Origin of the sequence: Bradyrhizobium iriomotense (genome assembly GCF_030160715.1) — a bacterium.
GTDB lineage: Bacteria > Pseudomonadota > Alphaproteobacteria > Rhizobiales > Xanthobacteraceae > Bradyrhizobium > Bradyrhizobium iriomotense.
Genome location: NZ_BSOW01000015.1, coordinates 77,374 through 94,391 on the forward strand (window position 1 = coordinate 77,374; position 17,018 = coordinate 94,391).

General features: G+C 64.4%; 13 protein-coding genes and 1 pseudogene. 5 read left to right on the forward strand and 9 right to left on the reverse strand.

Going from position 1 to position 17,018, the window contains the following annotated elements; genetic code table 11:
* Positions 1-83: 83 nt before the first annotated feature.
* The 9 genes from QQL28_RS21915 to QQL28_RS21955 all read right to left on the reverse strand — a co-directional run bounded on the left by QQL28_RS21915 (position 84) and on the right by QQL28_RS21955 (position 11,444).
* Positions 84-1,763, reverse strand: coding sequence for a ParB N-terminal domain-containing protein (locus QQL28_RS21915; protein WP_284268601.1), 1,680 nt, complete (start codon positions 1,761-1,763; stop codon positions 84-86).
* Positions 1,764-2,064: 301 nt separating this feature from the next.
* Complete coding sequence (locus QQL28_RS21920) at positions 2,065-7,170, reverse strand: helicase-related protein (RefSeq protein WP_284268602.1); 5,106 nt, start codon at positions 7,168-7,170, stop codon at positions 2,065-2,067.
* A 94-nt stretch (positions 7,171-7,264) separates the two neighbouring features.
* Entirely contained in the window at positions 7,265-7,663 is a 399-nt protein-coding gene (locus QQL28_RS21925) for a DUF3085 domain-containing protein (RefSeq protein ID WP_284268603.1), read from the reverse strand.
* An 11-nt stretch (positions 7,664-7,674) separates the two neighbouring features.
* Positions 7,675-8,277, reverse strand: coding sequence for a DUF1419 domain-containing protein (locus QQL28_RS21930; protein WP_284268604.1), 603 nt, complete (start codon positions 8,275-8,277; stop codon positions 7,675-7,677).
* A 142-nt stretch (positions 8,278-8,419) separates the two neighbouring features.
* Positions 8,420-9,376: a DUF3991 and toprim domain-containing protein gene (locus QQL28_RS21935; protein ID WP_284268605.1), complete on the reverse strand. Its 957-nt coding sequence runs from the start codon at positions 9,374-9,376 to the stop codon at positions 8,420-8,422.
* A 224-nt stretch (positions 9,377-9,600) separates the two neighbouring features.
* Positions 9,601-9,786, reverse strand: a complete 186-nt coding sequence (locus QQL28_RS21940; protein WP_284268606.1) for a hypothetical protein — start codon at positions 9,784-9,786, stop codon at positions 9,601-9,603.
* 606 nt (positions 9,787-10,392) lie between these two features.
* Positions 10,393-10,593, reverse strand: a complete 201-nt coding sequence (locus QQL28_RS21945; RefSeq protein WP_431309626.1) for a hypothetical protein — start codon at positions 10,591-10,593, stop codon at positions 10,393-10,395.
* A gap of 51 nt (positions 10,594-10,644) precedes the next feature.
* Positions 10,645-11,265, reverse strand: coding sequence for a hypothetical protein (locus QQL28_RS21950; RefSeq protein ID WP_284268609.1), 621 nt, complete (start codon positions 11,263-11,265; stop codon positions 10,645-10,647).
* Positions 11,238-11,444 (reverse strand): T6SS phospholipase effector Tle1-like catalytic domain-containing protein, encoded by a 207-nt coding sequence (locus QQL28_RS21955; protein ID WP_284268611.1) that lies wholly within the window; start codon positions 11,442-11,444, stop codon positions 11,238-11,240. Before QQL28_RS21955 ends, QQL28_RS21950 begins: the two co-directional genes overlap by 28 nt.
* Positions 11,445-11,805: 361 nt before the next feature.
* Here QQL28_RS21955 and qatA point away from each other — a divergent pair, with 361 nt between their 5' ends.
* The 5 genes and pseudogenes from qatA to qatD all read left to right on the forward strand — a co-directional run bounded on the left by qatA (position 11,806) and on the right by qatD (position 16,930).
* Complete coding sequence (qatA, locus tag QQL28_RS21960) at positions 11,806-13,800, forward strand: Qat anti-phage system ATPase QatA (RefSeq protein WP_284268613.1); 1,995 nt, start codon at positions 11,806-11,808, stop codon at positions 13,798-13,800.
* A pseudogene (locus tag QQL28_RS46455) lies at positions 13,787-14,440 on the forward strand (hypothetical protein); the annotation flags it as partial. The gene qatA and the pseudogene QQL28_RS46455, both read left to right, overlap by 14 nt.
* Before the next feature lie 35 nt (positions 14,441-14,475).
* The gene (locus QQL28_RS21965; protein ID WP_284268614.1) at positions 14,476-14,793 is read left to right on the forward strand and encodes a hypothetical protein; all 318 of its coding nucleotides are present in this window, start codon (positions 14,476-14,478) and stop codon (positions 14,791-14,793) included.
* A 122-nt stretch (positions 14,794-14,915) separates the two neighbouring features.
* A complete protein-coding gene (qatC, locus tag QQL28_RS21970) occupies positions 14,916-16,196 on the forward strand; it encodes a Qat anti-phage system QueC-like protein QatC (protein WP_284268616.1) in 1,281 nt (426 codons plus the stop codon).
* Positions 16,193-16,930: a Qat anti-phage system TatD family nuclease QatD gene (gene qatD, locus QQL28_RS21975; RefSeq protein WP_284268619.1), complete on the forward strand. Its 738-nt coding sequence runs from the start codon at positions 16,193-16,195 to the stop codon at positions 16,928-16,930. Before qatC ends, qatD begins: the two co-directional genes overlap by 4 nt.
* Positions 16,931-17,018: the final 88 nt, after the last annotated feature.

Genomic DNA, 17,018 nt, shown 5'->3' on the forward strand with positions numbered 1-17,018 from the left:
GTGTTTGCGGGTGTGGAAACAGAACCGCCGCCGGCTTGTCCGGCGGCGGCAGATCGTTCGGAACAAGAAGGCAGAGGGCGCTGCTATTCAGCCGCCTCCCTGAACGTGCCGACGTCTTCGTCGGACGGCTCGTCGGCGACGCCTGCGGTTTCCTCATCGACCTCGTCGGCATCGTTCGCGACGGTCGCGCTTGACGACAGCCATTTGGAAAGCTTCGTCGTATCAGGTGCGAAGAGCGCGGCCGGATGGACAAAGCGCCCGTCCTTGAAGTGCTCGGCGAGCGCGGCGCGCGTGTCCTTGGCCCGCTGCCGCGGAAGGACCGGCGTGTCCTTGCACGACGCCTCAAGCGCCGGGCGCGACAGGCACGACAGAAAGTCCTCGGTACCCATGTTGGGCAGGAACTCGTCCGCGCCGATCATCTCGCCGGCAATACGGGCGACGATGCCGCTGTTGGTGGCGTTTTCCCGGCACGAGAACACGTCGATCAGCATCGCGCGCGCTGCGACGCGGAGCGTGTCCCTGTCGAAGGCGAGCTTGCCGTCGCCGTCGAACAGCACCGCCGTGTGCTTCGCCAGGCGGCTATGGCCGTTATGGAAGCCGACGCTTCCCGTCGTGACAGAGACGTTCTGGCCGGCGAAGGCAAGGATCAGCAGCGCCATCAGCGCGTCGTCCTCGATCGGCGCTCGCCCGAGCGCATCGCGCAGCGCGTCGGTCCGGTAATCGCCGATCATCTCGACGCCCTTGCGCGTCACATCGGAGCGAGGCTTGGAGACGGCGCCGACATCGTCCGGAGCGCTGACCGCGTCCGGCGCAGCCTTGCCCTTCGGCTTCTTCGCATCTAGCATCCGGTAATGCACCGTCTGAACGCGGCCCTCGCGGTCGAGATACATAGCGGTGCAATCGGACTTGGTCGGCTTGCCGTGGACCCGTTCGGCCTTCGGCGGCAGCTTCACCTCTCCCCAGCTCGTGGTCTCCGCGATGAGACCCTTCTTCGGCAGGTTGTTCGCCATCCACTCATGCTGCGCGCCGAGAAAGGCTTCGACATTCGTGGTGTAGCGGCTGTCCTCGTCGGCCGGAGCAAAGAGGTCCTCAACCCACTGGATTCCGTAAGCCTGCGCGAGATCGTCGCCGAAGCTCGCGTGCCGTGCATACATGCGCGTCTTCTGGAGGCCTTGCGCGACACTCCACCAAGACACCTGCGGATCCGCCTTCGACGGCTTGTGCTTCTTCCAGACCTCCTTCTGCTCGTCGAGCGAGGCGGCAGCGATGGTGCGCAGTTGCTGCTCGTTTGGCATGTCGCCCTTGGCCATGTGGTCGAGCATGGCCGGCAGGACGTTGGCGAGCAGGCGCAGCTTCCTGATCTGGCGCACGGCAAGCGCAAGCGCGACCCCGATCGCCTCCTCGGTCCAGCCAAGCGCTACGAGGCGCTCAATCGCCCGCCACTGATCGACCGGGTTCAGCGGCTCGAAAGCAATGCTCTCGACCATCGAGCGCATGGCGCCATTGTCGTTTGCCGCCTCGTCCACGATGACGTCGATCTCATCGAGACCAGCTGCAATCGCTTGCTTCACCCGGCGATGGCCCGCGTTGATGACGTAACTGTTGCCGCCGCCGCTGTCCGGCGTGATGACGGGCGGCTGCACGATGCCGACGGCCTTGATTGTGGCCAGCAGCAGCGCGTCGGCCTGCGGGGTGGATTTGGTCTGGCGCAGACGGTCGGGGTTCTCTTTCAGCGCGCGCGGATCGACCTTGATGAGATGCATGGGAATGCTCCTTTTGGGGGTTGCGGACCGGCTCGGCCGGCCTCTCTCGTCTTCTTTCCGAAGACATCCCCCGGCCCGCTGAGCGGACGGGCCGGTGCAACTGCGGCCGAGCATCCCTGCCCGGCAGGACGAGCGGGGCCAAAGCCCTGCGCAGGACGACGGGCCGGGATCGCGCAGGCGGCAGTTGAGCGTCAGCGCCAGCGGCCCGCCCGCTCTGCGAGCGGGCTTTTTTCTTTTCCTCTTCTCATTACCTGGCCGCCTCTGCAGCGAGCACAAGCGGAGAAAGGGCTGCCGAGGACGTCTAAGCCGCGATCGCCCTCGCCTCGGCTGCGCCCTCGATATCCGCGGCGAGCGTCTTCTCGACGTCGACGAGTTGCCGGCGCTTCTCGGCGAGCTCGCCGGCGAAAGCGAAATCGCCGCCCTCGCGCGACTGATAGGCCCCAAGGCGCCGATGTGCATCGGCGAGACGCTGACGAAAGCGCTCCCGCTCCCCCTCGAAATCATCAAGCGCGTGCTCGAGGCGCGAGACTGCGCCAAGCGGCGTCACCGTGACCGGCAGTTCGATCTCGTATTCGGCGGCGCTGCGCATCAGCATGGTGGTGTAGCGATAGCCATCGCGTCCGAAACGCTCGCCCGCATATTCGAGGTCGAAGCCGCCAATCGAGGCGATGACGCTCTCACCTTCGTGCTGAAGCTGCACGAGGGTCAGAATTTCCTTCATCAGCGCGCGGCCGGCCTCCTTGCGTTCGGTATAGGCCCTGCCATTCACGCTCATCGCAAAGGCGTCACCCGTCGTCGGCACAAGCCGTTCGATATCCTGTCCGATCTGCGCGATCCGCCGGGTCGAGAACTCAATCTCGCGCTCGGCCTCGCGGACTTGGCGGCGCACGGCATGCTGATCATCGACATGGGCGGCACGCAAGCGCTCCAACCGTGCGATATCGGCCTCCAGGCCCGCCTTCTGCATTAGGCGCGGATCGCCCGAGGCGATCGCTTTCGCCATGGCGAACTGGTTCGCCTGCCCCTCACCGAGGTCCTCGAGCCGCCGGATCGAGGTGTCGCCCGAGAGCGCCGCCGCGATGAAGCGGGCCTTGCGCTCGTTGTTCTGCCACATCGTGGCATCGAGCGAGCCCTCGGTCGCATAGGCGAAGATATCGACCTCGTCGTGCTGGTTGCCCTGGCGCACGATGCGGCCCTCGCGCTGCTCGATCTGCGACGGCAGCCAGGGCACGTCGAGATGATGTAGCGCCTTGAGGCGCAACTGGGCATTGACCCCGGTGCCCATCGTGTCGGAGGAGCCGATCAGGAAACGCACCTTACCGGCGCGCACGTCGCCGAACAGGCGCTGCTTGGCCTCGGACTTCCTGTAATCCTGCATGAAGGCGATTTCCGATGCGGGCACCCCTAAGCGGATCAGTTCGTCGCGAATCCAGCGATAGGCCGAGAAGCCTCTGGTTTTCTCGACGCTGATCGTGCCGAGATCAGAAAAGATCATCTGCGCGGCGCCGGGGAGCTCGAACGGCTTGCCGTCCGGGCGCACATAGGTGTTTTCAGCGGTCTCCTTCCAGATGCGGTGGGCGTTCGCGATGAGACTGTTGAGCTTGTTGTCGTTCTCGTTGTCATTGTCGGCATCGACAAGACGCAGGTCGATCGCCGCGTGGCGGCCGTCGGTGATGACGGAGAGCAGGATGTCGTCGCCGGGCTCCGGCGGGCGATCGCGCATCTCGATCGCCTTGATGCGCTCGCCGAGCAGCACCTGGTAGCGCTTGAAGGCGGCGGTCGGCCTGGACGTCCGAATCTGGCGCCGGCCGGTCGAGATCGCCGGCACCTTCACATATAGGCGCAGATCCTCCGGCATCACCACGTCGGCGAAGCAGCGGAACATGGCGATCAGCTCCGGCACATTGACGAAGGTGGCGAAGCGGGTGACCGGCTTGTATTTGCCGGAAGGCTGGAGCTCGAGCTCGGTCGAGACGTCGCCGAAGGTTGACGCCCAGGCATCGAACTCGTGCAGGCCGCGCTCGCGAAGCGCATCGTAACCGAGATAGCGCTGCACCGAGAACATCTCGCCGAGCGTGTTGGTGATCGGCGTGCCGGAGGCGAGCACGAGCGCCCGGCCGGGGTTCTTGGTTTCGATGAAGCGCGACTTCACATAGAGGTCCCAGGCGCGCTGCGAGCCGTTCGGATCGACACCCTTCAAGGTGCTCATATTGGTCGCGAAGCTAAGCTTTCGAAACTCCTGCGCCTCGTCGACGATGATCTGATCGACGCCGATTTCGGAGATCGTCAGAAGGTCGTCCTTGCGCGTCGCAAGCGACTCCAGCCGCTCCTTCAGGCCCTCCTTCAACCGTTCGAGCCGCTTGCGCGAGACACGATCGTCGCTTTCGACCTTGGTCAGCAAGGTTTCGTAAAGCTCCAGCTCGTCCTGAATCATCTGCTGCTCGAACGCCGAGGGCACAGAGATGAAACGGAACGCCGAATGCGTGATGATGATCGCGTCCCATATCGCCGTCGCCGCGCGCGACAGGAAACGCTGCCGTTTGTCTTTGGTAAAATTGGTCTCGTCGGCGACGAGAATGCGCGCCGCCGGGTACAGCGCCAGGAACTCGCGCGCCGCCTGCGCCAGGCAGTGTCCGGGGACGACCAGCATCGCCTTGGCGATCAGGCCGAGCCGCCGCTGCTCCATGATGGCGGCCGCCATGGTCATGGTCTTGCCGGCGCCGACGGCATGCGCGAGGTAGGTTGAGCCCGCCGAGACAATCCGCCAGATGCCGCGCTTCTGATGCCCATAAAGAACAAAGGCGCCAGAGGCGCCCGGGAGCTTCAGGTGGGAACCGTCGAAAGCTCGCGGCGCGATGTTGTTGAAACGGTCGTTATAGACGCGGGCCAGCCGGTCGGTACGATCCGGATCGGACCAGATCCAGCGCTGGAAGGCGTCCTTGATCTTTTGCAGCTTCGTCTTCGCGGCTTCGGTATCCACGACATTGAGCACGCGCCGCTCGCTCATCTCCTCCTTGATGGTGTCGAAGATCTGCGGGACGCGACTGTTCAGCGCATCCGCGAGCAGCTCGCCAGCATGCCGGCGATCCGTGCCCCATTCCGACGTGCCGGCCGCCATCCATGCGAGCTGACGCGCCTCCACGGTCCAGGAGGCGAGTTCCGGCATGTGATGGATCTTGATCTCGGCGTCCATGGTCTCCTTGACGAAGGCCACGATATCGGCGGCCGGAATCCAGGGCGCGCCGAGGCGCGCGGTGATATCGGAGGGGCGCAAATCGGCAGGCTGCACACCCTGCAGCGCCGTCACGTTGCGCTCATAGGACGGATCGAGCGCGGCCGCTGCCTCCGCCGCCTTCAGCTTGTCACGGACATGGCCCGACAGATAGGCATCGGCCGTCTGCCACGATCCGTCCGCCGGATCGCGAAAGATGGCGCTGCCAAGTTCGGCGACGACATCCTGCGCGCCGCGGTGAAGAAGCTCGGCAATGTGGTCGATGTCGACACGTCCGCGTTCGTTGAGCACAACGGCCAGCGCGTCGGCCGCGCTGGTGATCACCGGCGCCGCGGGCGGCGAGATCACCCGTTCGGTGAAGATCGCACCCGGCTTTGCGGTATTGGTCTCGAGGTCATAGTCCTCGATCGAGGCAACCAGCCAGCAATCGGGATCGTCGAGGAAGGGCTGGATATTGGGACGGCGGTGCGTCTCGCGGACTTCGCCGGTTTCTTCGTCTTCCGACAGTGAGACCGTGGTGAAGTTGATCGGGCCGAAGTCGCGGACGAAGTTCGACCAGGCGATGCGCAGCCTGACCTGAGCCTCTTTCCAGGGCCGGTCGAGCTCCTGCGCCTTCAGCACTTCGCGGACCGCATCGCGGATCGGGATCAGCTTCCTGATAATCCGGACATGCTTCTCCGGGATGCCGTCGGCACTCCGGCCCTTGCGGGCCTTAACAGCGACGGACTGGCCGTCGAGAACCTGCATCAGGCCGTGGGCCTTGTCGAAGAAGAAGCTGCCCTCACGCACATGCCGATCGGATGGCAGGTCGATGAGATCAGGATCACCGGCGTCGTCCAGATCGGGATCGATCATGTCGGGTTCGCCGTCGTAGATCGCTTCCGGAAGGAGAGCGATGGCGGCCGAGAGTACGTCGTCGAGGTCCTCGCCATCGCGAGGACGGCATGTGTAGGTCTCGCCGAAGGGGCCGGAGACGAGCGCGTGCGTGCCGAGCACAAACGCTGGATGATCCGCGAACCAGCGGTTCACGCGGATGGCGCCGTCATCACCTGTTGCGGGTCGCACCTCGTCGACGTCGAGCCAGGACCGATCGCCCTCGGGATCGCCGATCTTGCGTTTGCGCAAGAACAGGATGTCGACGACGACATCGGTGCCGGCGCTGGCGCGGAAGCTGCCCTCGGGCAGCCGGATGGCGGCGACCAGGTCAGCGGTCCCGGCGATGTGCGTGCGCGCCGAGGCGTCCGCCTTGTCCATGGTGCCCGAGCTGGTCACGAAGGCCGCAAGCGCCCCCGGCTTCAGCAGATCGATCGCCCGCGCGATGAAATAATCATGCAGACGAAGGCCGAGCGAGCGGTAGGCGCGATCCGAGCGCACCGTGCGATCGGAAAACGGCGGGTTGCCGATGGCGAGATCGAAGCTCGCCGGCAGCTCCGTGCGCGCGAAATCGCTGGCGATGATCCGCGCCCTCGGCTGCAACAGGCGCGCGATGCGCGCCGTGACCGGATCGAGCTCGATCCCGGTGACATGCGAGATATCGCGAAACCCTTCCGGCATGAGAGCCGGAAACAGTCCCGTGCCGATGCCCGGCTCGAGCACGCGGCCGCCGCGCCAGCCCAGGCGCTGCAGGCCTGCCCAGATCGCGCGGACAACGAACTCGGGCGTGAAATGCGCATACTGGGTGCAGCGCGCGAGCGAGGCATGGTCGAGATCGCCGACCGCATCCTCAAGGTCCGACCCGATCGCCTCCCAGCCCTTGCGAAACTCGGCCTCGCCCGGGCGCCGGAACACGGAGTTGGCGAGCTCGGACGCGCCGAATCCGGTGATGCGGATCAGCTGCTCCTGCTCCGCGAGGGTCGCCGGCCGCTCTTCGGCTTCGATGGCGGCGGCAAGCCGGATCGCGGCGATATTGTCGCGCGCGCGATCCTTCCAGCCCTTTGCCAGGGCGCGATCGCCGGCGAGATAGAAATTCGCGCCGCGCGAGCGGCGAGCGGATGGCACAGAAACCGCGGCCGCCGCGATCGGCACCGCGGGGGGCGGCGCCGATGGATCGGAATCATCGTCATCGTCCGGCCCGACGGTGAGGCCGCCGGCGAAAGCGGTGACGCCGAGGCCGAGGCCGGACGACAGCGCGGTATTGCCGAAAAGATCGAGGGTGAAGGGATCGTCTTGCGCCATGGGAATTTCTCCTTGTGATGAGGGCGCGTGCCGTCGTCCCGCCGAGCGGCCTCGGCGGGTGCGGATCGTCACGGTGGATGAGGGATGGAAGGTGCTAGCGCACGATGAGCGACAGCGAGATCTCTTTGTCGCTCAGCTGCAGGCGCAGATGCGTGTATCGAAAATCACGATTGATGAGAGGGATGAGCCGCTCGGCCTCGATGAACTCGATGCCGTCATCGCCGCCGAAATGGCGGCGCTTGTAGTCGAACCAGTCCGGATTGCCGACCGGATGGCATTCCTCGGAATAGACCACAAGCGGGCGAGCGCCATCGCTGAGCTTGCCGTTCGACATGATGTAGACGCCGGTGTCACCGACAAGCCAGAGGCCGGGCTTCTCGCCCTCACCAGGCTTGAGGCCGTAGTAGGGATTACGAAACCCGCCATTGGCGGCGGCGTCGGATTTGCCGCGCTCGACGACCGTGCGGACGGATGGAATCGGGAATGTGAACATCGCCACCTCCCTCACGCCGCGATCGCGTCAGGCAGGTAGCGCAGATGCACCGGCAGCTTCGCCGCGATCTCCGCGTCGGTCAGCTGGTCGAGCAGCTTCAGCAGGGTGCCGCGCTGGCCGCCATAGACCAGCACCGTGCGCGCGCCGCGCAGATGCTCGGCCCAGCGGTCTCTGGCATAGCCGCGATAATCATCATGCGCGCTCGACCAGATGTGCTCGAGCCGTTCTTCGCGCGTCATTGCCTTCAGGGGCCGCGATTCCCGTTCGATGATCGCGGCGCGCATCCGATCCGGCGAGTTCTCGTCGCTGACATCGCAATAGCCGTGGAAGGTGCGTGGTTGGCCGTCGATCCTCAGCGCGAAGAAAACGCCGGTGATGCTGCCGGTGAGGAATTCGCGCAACGCGAACATCTCAGCCTTCATCCAGAGCGGCGGCAGGATCTCGAACATATGGTCGTGGTCGGCCTGGCCGATCTCGAACCATTCACCGCGATAAAGAGCGCTGTCGTCTTTCTCGAAGCGGTTCGGCCGCTGGGCGTGGCGATCGAACAAGCGGAACATCTGCCGGCGGTCGGCGATGCCCTGATAGACCTTGCGTATCGGAGAGAGGGTCATGAGCGGGCTCCTTTTGGCCTCGTCGGGCTGGAGCGCGGCTCATCCTTCCGATTTCGCCATCGTCTTCAGCCCTTCCTGACCCCTCCTCCGCGGCCGCCTCTCCGATCGGCCGGGTCAAGGGCCGCGGCACGCGGGCGAAGCTTCACCCTTGACGCGGACGGCGGGCATGCGGCAGCCGGTTTTCCTTCTCGTCCCCCTCCTTCTTCCTCTTGCTGCTCGGATGCAGCTGTTCGTTCCAATCGTCCGGCGCGGGCCGCAGCCGCTCGTACCCGCACCCCACCTCCCGCGCGATGGCCGCGAGCCGATCGGCATAGACCTCTCCTTGCCGGTTGTTATCGGTTGCGGCGACGAGCCGCGTGAGCGGCCGCGCACTCAGCGCGCGAATGGCGGCGACCGTGGCCGGCGCCCAGCCGCCACCAGTGCTTAGATAAAGAGTGTCCAGCCGCTGGTCCTCAATCGCCGCCAGGCTCATGGCATCGATCGCGGCCTCGGTGATGCAAAGCCGGGTCGCGTTCGCCGATCCGAATCGGAATAGCACCTTGTCTCCGCCGCTGGCGAAGCCGCGCCATTGCGGACCGCGTTCCTCCCAGCCTGTGACCACGCCGTCGCTGTCGAGGTGTGCCGCCCACATGCTGCCGTAAGGGCCTTCGCGCAACCGGTCGTGCCGAAGCGCAGCACGGATGACGGCTTCCGGAATGCCACGCTCCTCGCGCAGATAGCGCCAGGTCAGCGAACCTGGCCAAGGCTTGCGGCGCGCGCGCCAGCGATCAGCGGCAGCAGCAGGATCGTGCGCGCGGGACTCTCGTGTCCAGACGGGCTCCGTCGGCACAAAGCCGACCAGGTCGGAGACCTGCTGCAGCACCTCGGGAAAATCAACGCCGTCGAGATGCTCTACCAGCGAGAAGACGTCGCCTCTGGCGTCAGATAATGCGTCGAACCAGCCCCTCCCCTGATGGATCACGATGATGATATCGCCGCCGCGGCGATATTTGATCGCTTTGCGCGTGCTCTCCTTCAGATCGATCGCAAAACCGGCCTTCTCGAGCACGGCGGAGCAGGCCACGCGATTCTTCAGCTCTTCGATATCCTTCTTTTCCATCTCTGAATCCCGGCGATGCCGTGCCGGACCTTTCCCGCTTGAATTTCCATCTCCCGCACCTTGCGGGATCTGCTCGCCCTGCCGCGAAGAGCGAAGGGGGCAAGGGCGCGGCTGGCAATTGATGAATTATGCAGGGCACCCGGCGTCATCGCGTCGGCCAGCCGCGGCGGTAGCCTCCCTTGCCGCCGCCCGCTCGCAAGCGGCACACAAGGGGAAAACCGGGCTCAATGAGCCGGGCTGAACTCGTGTGGATCGTATTCGTGCACAACAACCACATCGGCATCGTCGAGTTCGTCGCTCGGCAGCACGCCATATGCCCCGCCGTCGACCTTGAAGAGAGTGACCGGGACCATCAGGGTGCGGGCGAGCTCGAAGGCGTTGGACTGAGCGAGGGAAAGATCGTGCGACATATGAGGGCTCCATCTTGAGCGAGGCCGATCCCCGCTCGATGGCGTCCGTCAGTGTCCTCAACCGGCCGCGATCACCGCGAAGCCGAAGGCGCAGCGGCGGCATGCTCGCATAGCCGACCCCTTGAGGGTTGATCGTGGAAGGCCGGGCGGAGGACCAGGAAAGCCATCCATGGAGAGCGGGATCGGGCTTGCTCCGAGGTGGTCAGCACCCTCCCGCGCGCTCTTTTCCCGGTCGCAAATTCATCGCGTCGCGCCCGCCGATAGACGGTCCCGGCTGCGGATCAAGGTCGCATTGAGGAGAAATGCGCTAACGGCCGACGCGATCTCGCCGTATCTGCTTTATCGGTCCTCGCGAACATTCGGTCTGCGCCAAATCTGCCGGCAGCGCGCTCGCAGCGTGCCAAAACGTCAGGTACCACCTCTGCGTCGAAAGCGCATCGCAGAGCGAGGGCTTCTGCGACCGGGAATAGAAGCGTTCGCCGGACGCAGCTGGCAGAGTGATCGTCACCCGCACGGGCCGAAACCGCTACAAGCGGGTTCGGTCGAAGGCCGTCGGATGGCCTGAGATAGAGCACGGTCGCGCGCAGGCGCGGCTGCCACTTACGTTTACTCCGCGGCGACAGAATCCGGCGTGTGTTCTTGACGATGTTCGTTCCCGGCCTGCCGCAGCATTCTCGCTGATGAGGTAAGAAAGATTCCTGTCATGATCGCGGCCACGATCAAATCGGGCCACGCAGTGGTGATGCCCCAAACGCCGAGCGCAGCGATCATAGCTGCCGTATTGCCGATGATGTCCCCATCGGTCATCAAGGATGCTTTTCTCGCGGCGGAAGCGGCGATCCGACGGCTAGGATCGCGTCACCCGTTTCGAAGGCCCGGCGTTTCGACGAAGAACGGATACCGGATGTCGTCGATGTCCGGCGCGCCCTTCACCTGCGCTACCAGCGTCATCGTCAGTTCATGGCCGACGTACCGCCTGAAGATGGCGGCGGCGAACCCGAAGGTGAATTCAGAAAGATCGTTCGCGACCGGCGCCATCTCGCCGAGAAGCTGCCGGTGCGCCTCATTCACGTCGACCTCTGCAAGCGCGTTGGCCATGCCGTGGACCAGAACGAAGTCGGACACGAAGAAGAACGTGTTCAACAGGGCCTTGTTGAAATAGATCGCCCAATCGGCCGCTTCGCTGCTCTCTCCCGCCATCGCCTTCTCGAAGGCCGCTTCGACTTCGTCGATCTCAGGGTGATGGAACGCATAGTTGTTGCGGATCACCGCCAGCCTGTTCAGTTTTCCGAACCGTTTCTTGAGCCGCTCCAACGCCTCAGCCGCAGGCGCATCGAGCAACGGCAGGTATTCGCGAGCCAGTGGTCTCTTGAGGAACCGGCCTTCGATCAGCCTCCAGGCTTCCTGCATCGCTCCGATGGTGAGCCTGACGAATATCTGGGTCTGCGCGCCTACGCACCAAGCCTGAGGATGCCGCATTTGCAGATCAGTCCCGACAGGCTGCGCGCCGTGTATGCACCGCGGCTGAACCCGAAGATGAAGATGTCGTCGCCGTCATCGAAGTTTTGGATCAGCCAAGTATACGCTTCGATGATCTCGTCATCGATCCCCCAGCCGGTGACGCCGCCGCGCGCCGCCTCACCACGTTGCGTGCCCACGCCTTCTCCGCCGTGAGCGACTTCAGCCGCCACACGTTCGTGTTGTTGTTCAGCGTATTCCAGGTACCGTCCAGAAAGATCGCCAGACGCTTCATATCCGCCCCCGAGATCGGCATTTCCTCAACTTCCGGCGCCCGACCCCGCCGAAGGCAAACGGCGCCGAAGACAGACGTTCTACACAGGGTTGCACGATATTAACGCAATATGTATGACAAATTTATTTTTCTACCACCACATGTGGATTACGTACTAAAATTTGTGCATCTGGAACCTCCCGGCCTACCGCGACGGTTGCATAACAATTAGGGCAGCGATAGAGCGCGACGGCGCCATCGCCGCAGCGCCGCTGGGGAGTATCTTCGTGACGACGTCCGGGAAAATCGCACCGCTCGGCTATCTGAGCGACCAGGAGACCAAGGTCGATCTCCTCAACAACGAGGCAATCGCGCGAACAATCGTTCGGCTGATCAACGAAACCGTCGATTCCGCGGTAACGATCGGCGTCCACGGCGACTGGGGCGCCGGAAAATCCAGCGTGCTGGAGATGGTCGAGGCCGCCTTTCCCAACGGAGGCGACGTTCTCTGCCTCAAGTTCAGCGGTTGGCAGTTTCAGGGATTCGAGGATGCCAAGATCGCACTGATCGAAGGCGTCGTAAACGGCCTTATCGAGAAGCGTTCTCTCGCGACCGAGGCGGCAGACGAGGTCAAACGCGTCTTGAAAAGCGTCGACTGGCTGAAGGTCGCCAAGAAAGGCGGCGGCCTGGCGCTGACCGCTTTCACGGGCATCCCGGTGGTCGGACTCGACGACCTCGTCGGCTCCGCAGTCGACTACGTGAAAAGCGTAGTGACCGACAAGGACGCCCGCGAAGCAGCCGTCAAACAGATCGAGGAATTCAAGAAGGAGAAGGGCGACAAACCCGCTGGCCGAAGCGTTCCCACCGAGATCAGAGAATTCAGAGAGGCGTACAAGGAGCTGATCAAGAAGGCGGGCATCAAGCGACTCGTCGTCCTCATCGACGACCTCGACCGCTGCCTGCCTCAAACCGCGATCGAGACGCTCGAGGCGATCAGGCTGTTCGTGCTGTGGGACAAGACGGCATTCATCGTCGGCGCCGACGAAGGCATGATCGAAATCGCGGTCCGCGATCACTTCAAGAACCTTCCCGAGATCGACCTCTCGCCGAACAACGCGCGCGATTCCGGTCAGAACTACACGCGATCGTACCTCGAAAAGCTGCTTCAGGTGCCATTCCGCATCCCGGCGCTCGGCGAAACGGAGACCGGGATCTACGTCACGCTCCTGCTTCTTGGCCGGGTCCTCGGCGAGAACTCCCCGGAATTCCTGGAATTGCTGGCTCTCGGCAAGGCCGCCCTGGGCAAGCCATGGGAGGGCAAGGGGATCGATCACGACGCGATCAAGACAGCAGCCGGGAAACGGTTCGACGAGATCGTCGACGCCATGACTCTGGCCGATCGCGTGAGCCCCGTGCTCGCCGCCGGCACGAAGGGCAATCCGCGTCAGATCAAGCGCTTCCTCAACGCACTCGCGCTTCGCCTTGCTGTCGCGCAAGCCCGGGGCTTCGGCGACGCTATCGAAGAACCCCGTCTTGCGAAGGTCATGCTGGCGGAGATGTTCCTGCACCCCACCGTGTTCGACCACATCGCCACGACGGCAGCGAGTTCGGAGGACGGCATCTGTCCGGAGATCGCGCTGATCGAAAAGATCGCCGCCGGCAGTGCCAAGCCCGACGCGGCTGGCGACGAAGAAGCAACGCCCGAAGCGGGCAACCCGGTGATCGACGAATGGAAGACGCGCCCCGATGTCCTGCGCTGGGCCGCGGTCAAGCCGGATCTCGGCGCGGTCTCGCTCAAGCCGTATCTCTTCGTGATCAAGGACAGGAAAAACTATCTCGGCTCCGCCGCTCCCCTTCCACCCAAACTCGCGGCGCTCCTGGAAAAGCTGCTCGGCGGCGACATGTCTGCCAAGGGCGCCCTCGCCGACGTCAAGAGCCTCAATCTCCCGGAGGCGGTCCTGCTTTTCGATGCGTTGCGCAAGAAGGTGCGGGAGGCCTCGAATGTCGAGGCGCGACCGGCAGCGATACCTGGCGCCGCCGTGGTGGTGGAGGCTCACCCGTCCCTTCAGGGCCGGTACGTCGATATCCTGGAAGCCCTGCCGCCCGATCGTGTCGGCCTGTGGGTCGCATCCGGACATGCTTTCGTGACGGATGCGGCTCCGAAGGCCCGTATCGAAGCTCTTCGCGAAAAGTGGAAGAAAGCCACCAAGAACCCGTTGCTGAGGGCCGAGCTGGAGCCGAAAAAGCCGGCACGAGGGGGCCGCGGCCATGGGAACGTCTAATCCCTTCAACGGCGGCAACAATCGGAATCCCCTCGTGCCCGACTGGGTCGGCGGGGCGGGACCGGGTCCAGCTCCCCCCGGCGCTCCTGCGCCCGGTGCCCCCGGCGCACCAGGTGCTCCTCGTGGAGGCAACCCCGGCAACGGAGATCCCGGCGGCGCGAACCCAGGCGGCAGCAATCCGGGCACCGCGCCCCCCGCCGGCGGAAACGGCGGCGGTCCGGGCGATGGCGACGCGCCGGCGCCGAACCGCTTCCAAAGCGCCCGCACCAACTTCTTCAAGTTCGCCAAATCCGGAGGGGGCGGTGGCGGAGGCGGAGGTCGCGGCGGCGGGACCAACCGCAACCTGCGCCGCGCGGTCCGGTCGTTCGTTGGCAAGTCGAGTGGTGGCGCGCGCCGGGCGACGCAACGCATGGCGGCGGAACGCAGCGCCACGGCGAGCTTGGGACGGATCCTTTCCACCGCCGGCACCGCCAGCATCCAGGAGACCGTCCGCCGGCTCGGCTTCGCGCAGTTGGCGACGCTGCCGGTCCAGGACATCTACGCGGCGCTGGTCGACGTCATTTGCGAACCTGGCGGCGAGCTCGACGAGTCATTCGCCAGAGAGGCCTACATCAAAGCATTGGCCGAAATCAGTGAGGCCCAAGCGGATCTCGAACGTCCTCCCCCGAGACCACCGTGTCGTTCCTGGCTTCCTTCATCTCGAACGCGATCCAGAACCGACTGCTCAACGCGGTCGGAAACAAGGTCGTCGCGATTCCGCGCGACGTCGCGTCCGTCCAGAATGTCGAACAGCAGATTAACGACTACATCCGGGGCAAGGTGAACGACGCGATGACGGAGGCCGGCAAAGATTTTCCCGTCGAGCGCATCGTGTCGACCATCGACGACATCTACGAACGCGCGGTCGTCCTATTGGAGGGTCCGGACCTGGAGGACCGGGATATCGGAACGGATGACGACTTCGCAGCGGAAGCCCATGAGGAGATCGCCTGATGACGGCCTATGCTTTGATCGGTCACATGGGACCAGCCGACCAGGCACCGGATCTCGCAGGTCGCTGGCAAGCTCAGTTCCGCGTCGATCTCCTGAGCGGCAATCGGACTCTGGGATACGGGATGGGCGGCGTCATCCGAAGCCTCGGAAGGCTCGGGGTCTATCCAAGCGAAGTCGGCGTCGACGTTCTCGTCCTCGCGGCGATGGTGCATGCTGCCGACACACGGATCAATCGCGTGCAAACGTCGCAGGACGCGTGGACGCGCGAGCTCGGCATCTGCGTGCCGGTGTCCGACCCAGAACTTTGGACCGGGCAGCGCGCGCTTCTCGAAAAGATGCTCAGGTTCCTGACGGGCGATCACTGGACAGTGGCGTTCAGACCCCGCCCCGAAGGGATGTCCGACTTCGTCCGACGTCCAGTCGAGGGTCTGCAGGATCTCGGGTTCGACGGGGTCGCCCTCTTCTCGGGCGGATTGGACAGCCTGATCGGCGCGATCGATCGCCTTGAGCAGGGCTCCTTTCCTCTGTTCGTGAGCCATGGAGGCGACGGAGCGATCAGCAAGCCTCAGAAGGATCTGTTCGTGGATGTTGCCTCGGCCTACCGGAACGGCAATCGCGAACCGAGGCGCGTCCGCCTGGGAATGACCTTCACCGACAAGGTCTCCCCCGGCGTCGGTCGCGAAGAAAGCACCCGTGGCCGGTCCTTCCTGTTCATCGCCCTTGCTGCCATGGCCGGGTCGGGTCTGGCGCGACACTTTTCGCTCGAAGTCCCGGAGAACGGCCTGATCGCCCTCAACGTCCCACTCGACACCGTCAGGCTCGGATCGTTGAGCACCCGCACGACCCATCCCTTCTATCTGCGTCGCTGGAACGAATTGCTGTCGCAGCTCGGAATCGACGGCGTCATCATCAACCGGTACTGGGACAAGACGAAGGGCGAGATGATGGAAGGCTGCCTCAATCCGGACCTGCTGCGGGAGCTCGCCGGCGAGTCCCTCTCTTGCGCCCACCCTGCAGCTGGCCGCTGGGTCAAGTCGGCGGCCGGCCGGCATACCCATTGCGGCCATTGTGTCCCGTGCATCATCCGCCAGGCCGCTTTCGACCACGCGTGGGGGCGAGCCAACGATCCCACCGGATATCGGGTCGACATCCACCAGACCCGGTTGAGCACGCAGACGGCAGAAGGCAAGCAGGTGCGGGCGTTCCAGTACGCGGTGGCGCGCCTCGCAGGGCGCCCCGATCTCGCCCGCGTCCTGGTCCACAAACCGGGACCGCTGCTCGAGGACATCGCCCAGCTCAACGGGCTCGCCGGGGTTTATTCGCGGGGCATCACGGAGGTCGGCGAATTGCTGCGCGACGTAGAGACGTTTTCACCGGCAGCGGAAGCCGAGATGACGGCATGAGGCTCGTCGATTTCCACTGCCACCTCGACCTGTATCCCGACTTCGAAGCGCTCGTCGCCGAGTGCGACCGGCTCGGAATCTTCACGCTCGCGGTCACCACCACCCCGAAGGCTTGGTCGCGCAACAACATGCTCGCCTCTTCGACGAAACACGTCAGAGCCGCACTCGGAATGCATCCGCAGTTGGTCGCGGAGCGTTGGCGGGAAATTGATCTCTGGGAAGAACTCCTCGGCGAAACGAGGTATGTCGGCGAAGTCGGCCTCGACGCGGGTCCTCGCTACTTCTCGTCGCTGGACCGTCAGACGGAGGTTTTTCGCCGCATCCTGCGCTGCTGCGCCCAAGCGGGCGGCAAGATCCTGTCGATCCACAGCGTGCGTGCGGCAACCAAGGTGCTCGACTTGATCGAGGAAGAGGTCCCGGACGGTCGCGCGAAATTCGTCTTCCATTGGTTCACGGGGTCTGCCGCGGACGCAAGGCGAGCAGCAAACCTGGGCTGCTACTTCTCGATTAACAGTCAGATGCTACAGTCGGACCGCGGGCGGGCGCTAGTCTCCTCCTTGCCGATCGATCGTCTCCTCACAGAAACCGACGGCCCCTTCACATCCCAGGGCGACGGCCCTGCTCGGCCGCGTGATGTCGGGCAGACGGTGAGGCATCTAGCGACGGCGAGAGGCCTGTCGAGCGCGGAAAGTGCGGCCGTCGTGCTACAGAATTTGAAGATCCTGACGGCTTAGCGTTTGCTCCTACAATCGGGCCGAGACGATTCGCCGACCGAACAGTAACAAACTGAGGTTCGGGCAACAGCCCTGCCTGGAGTACCGC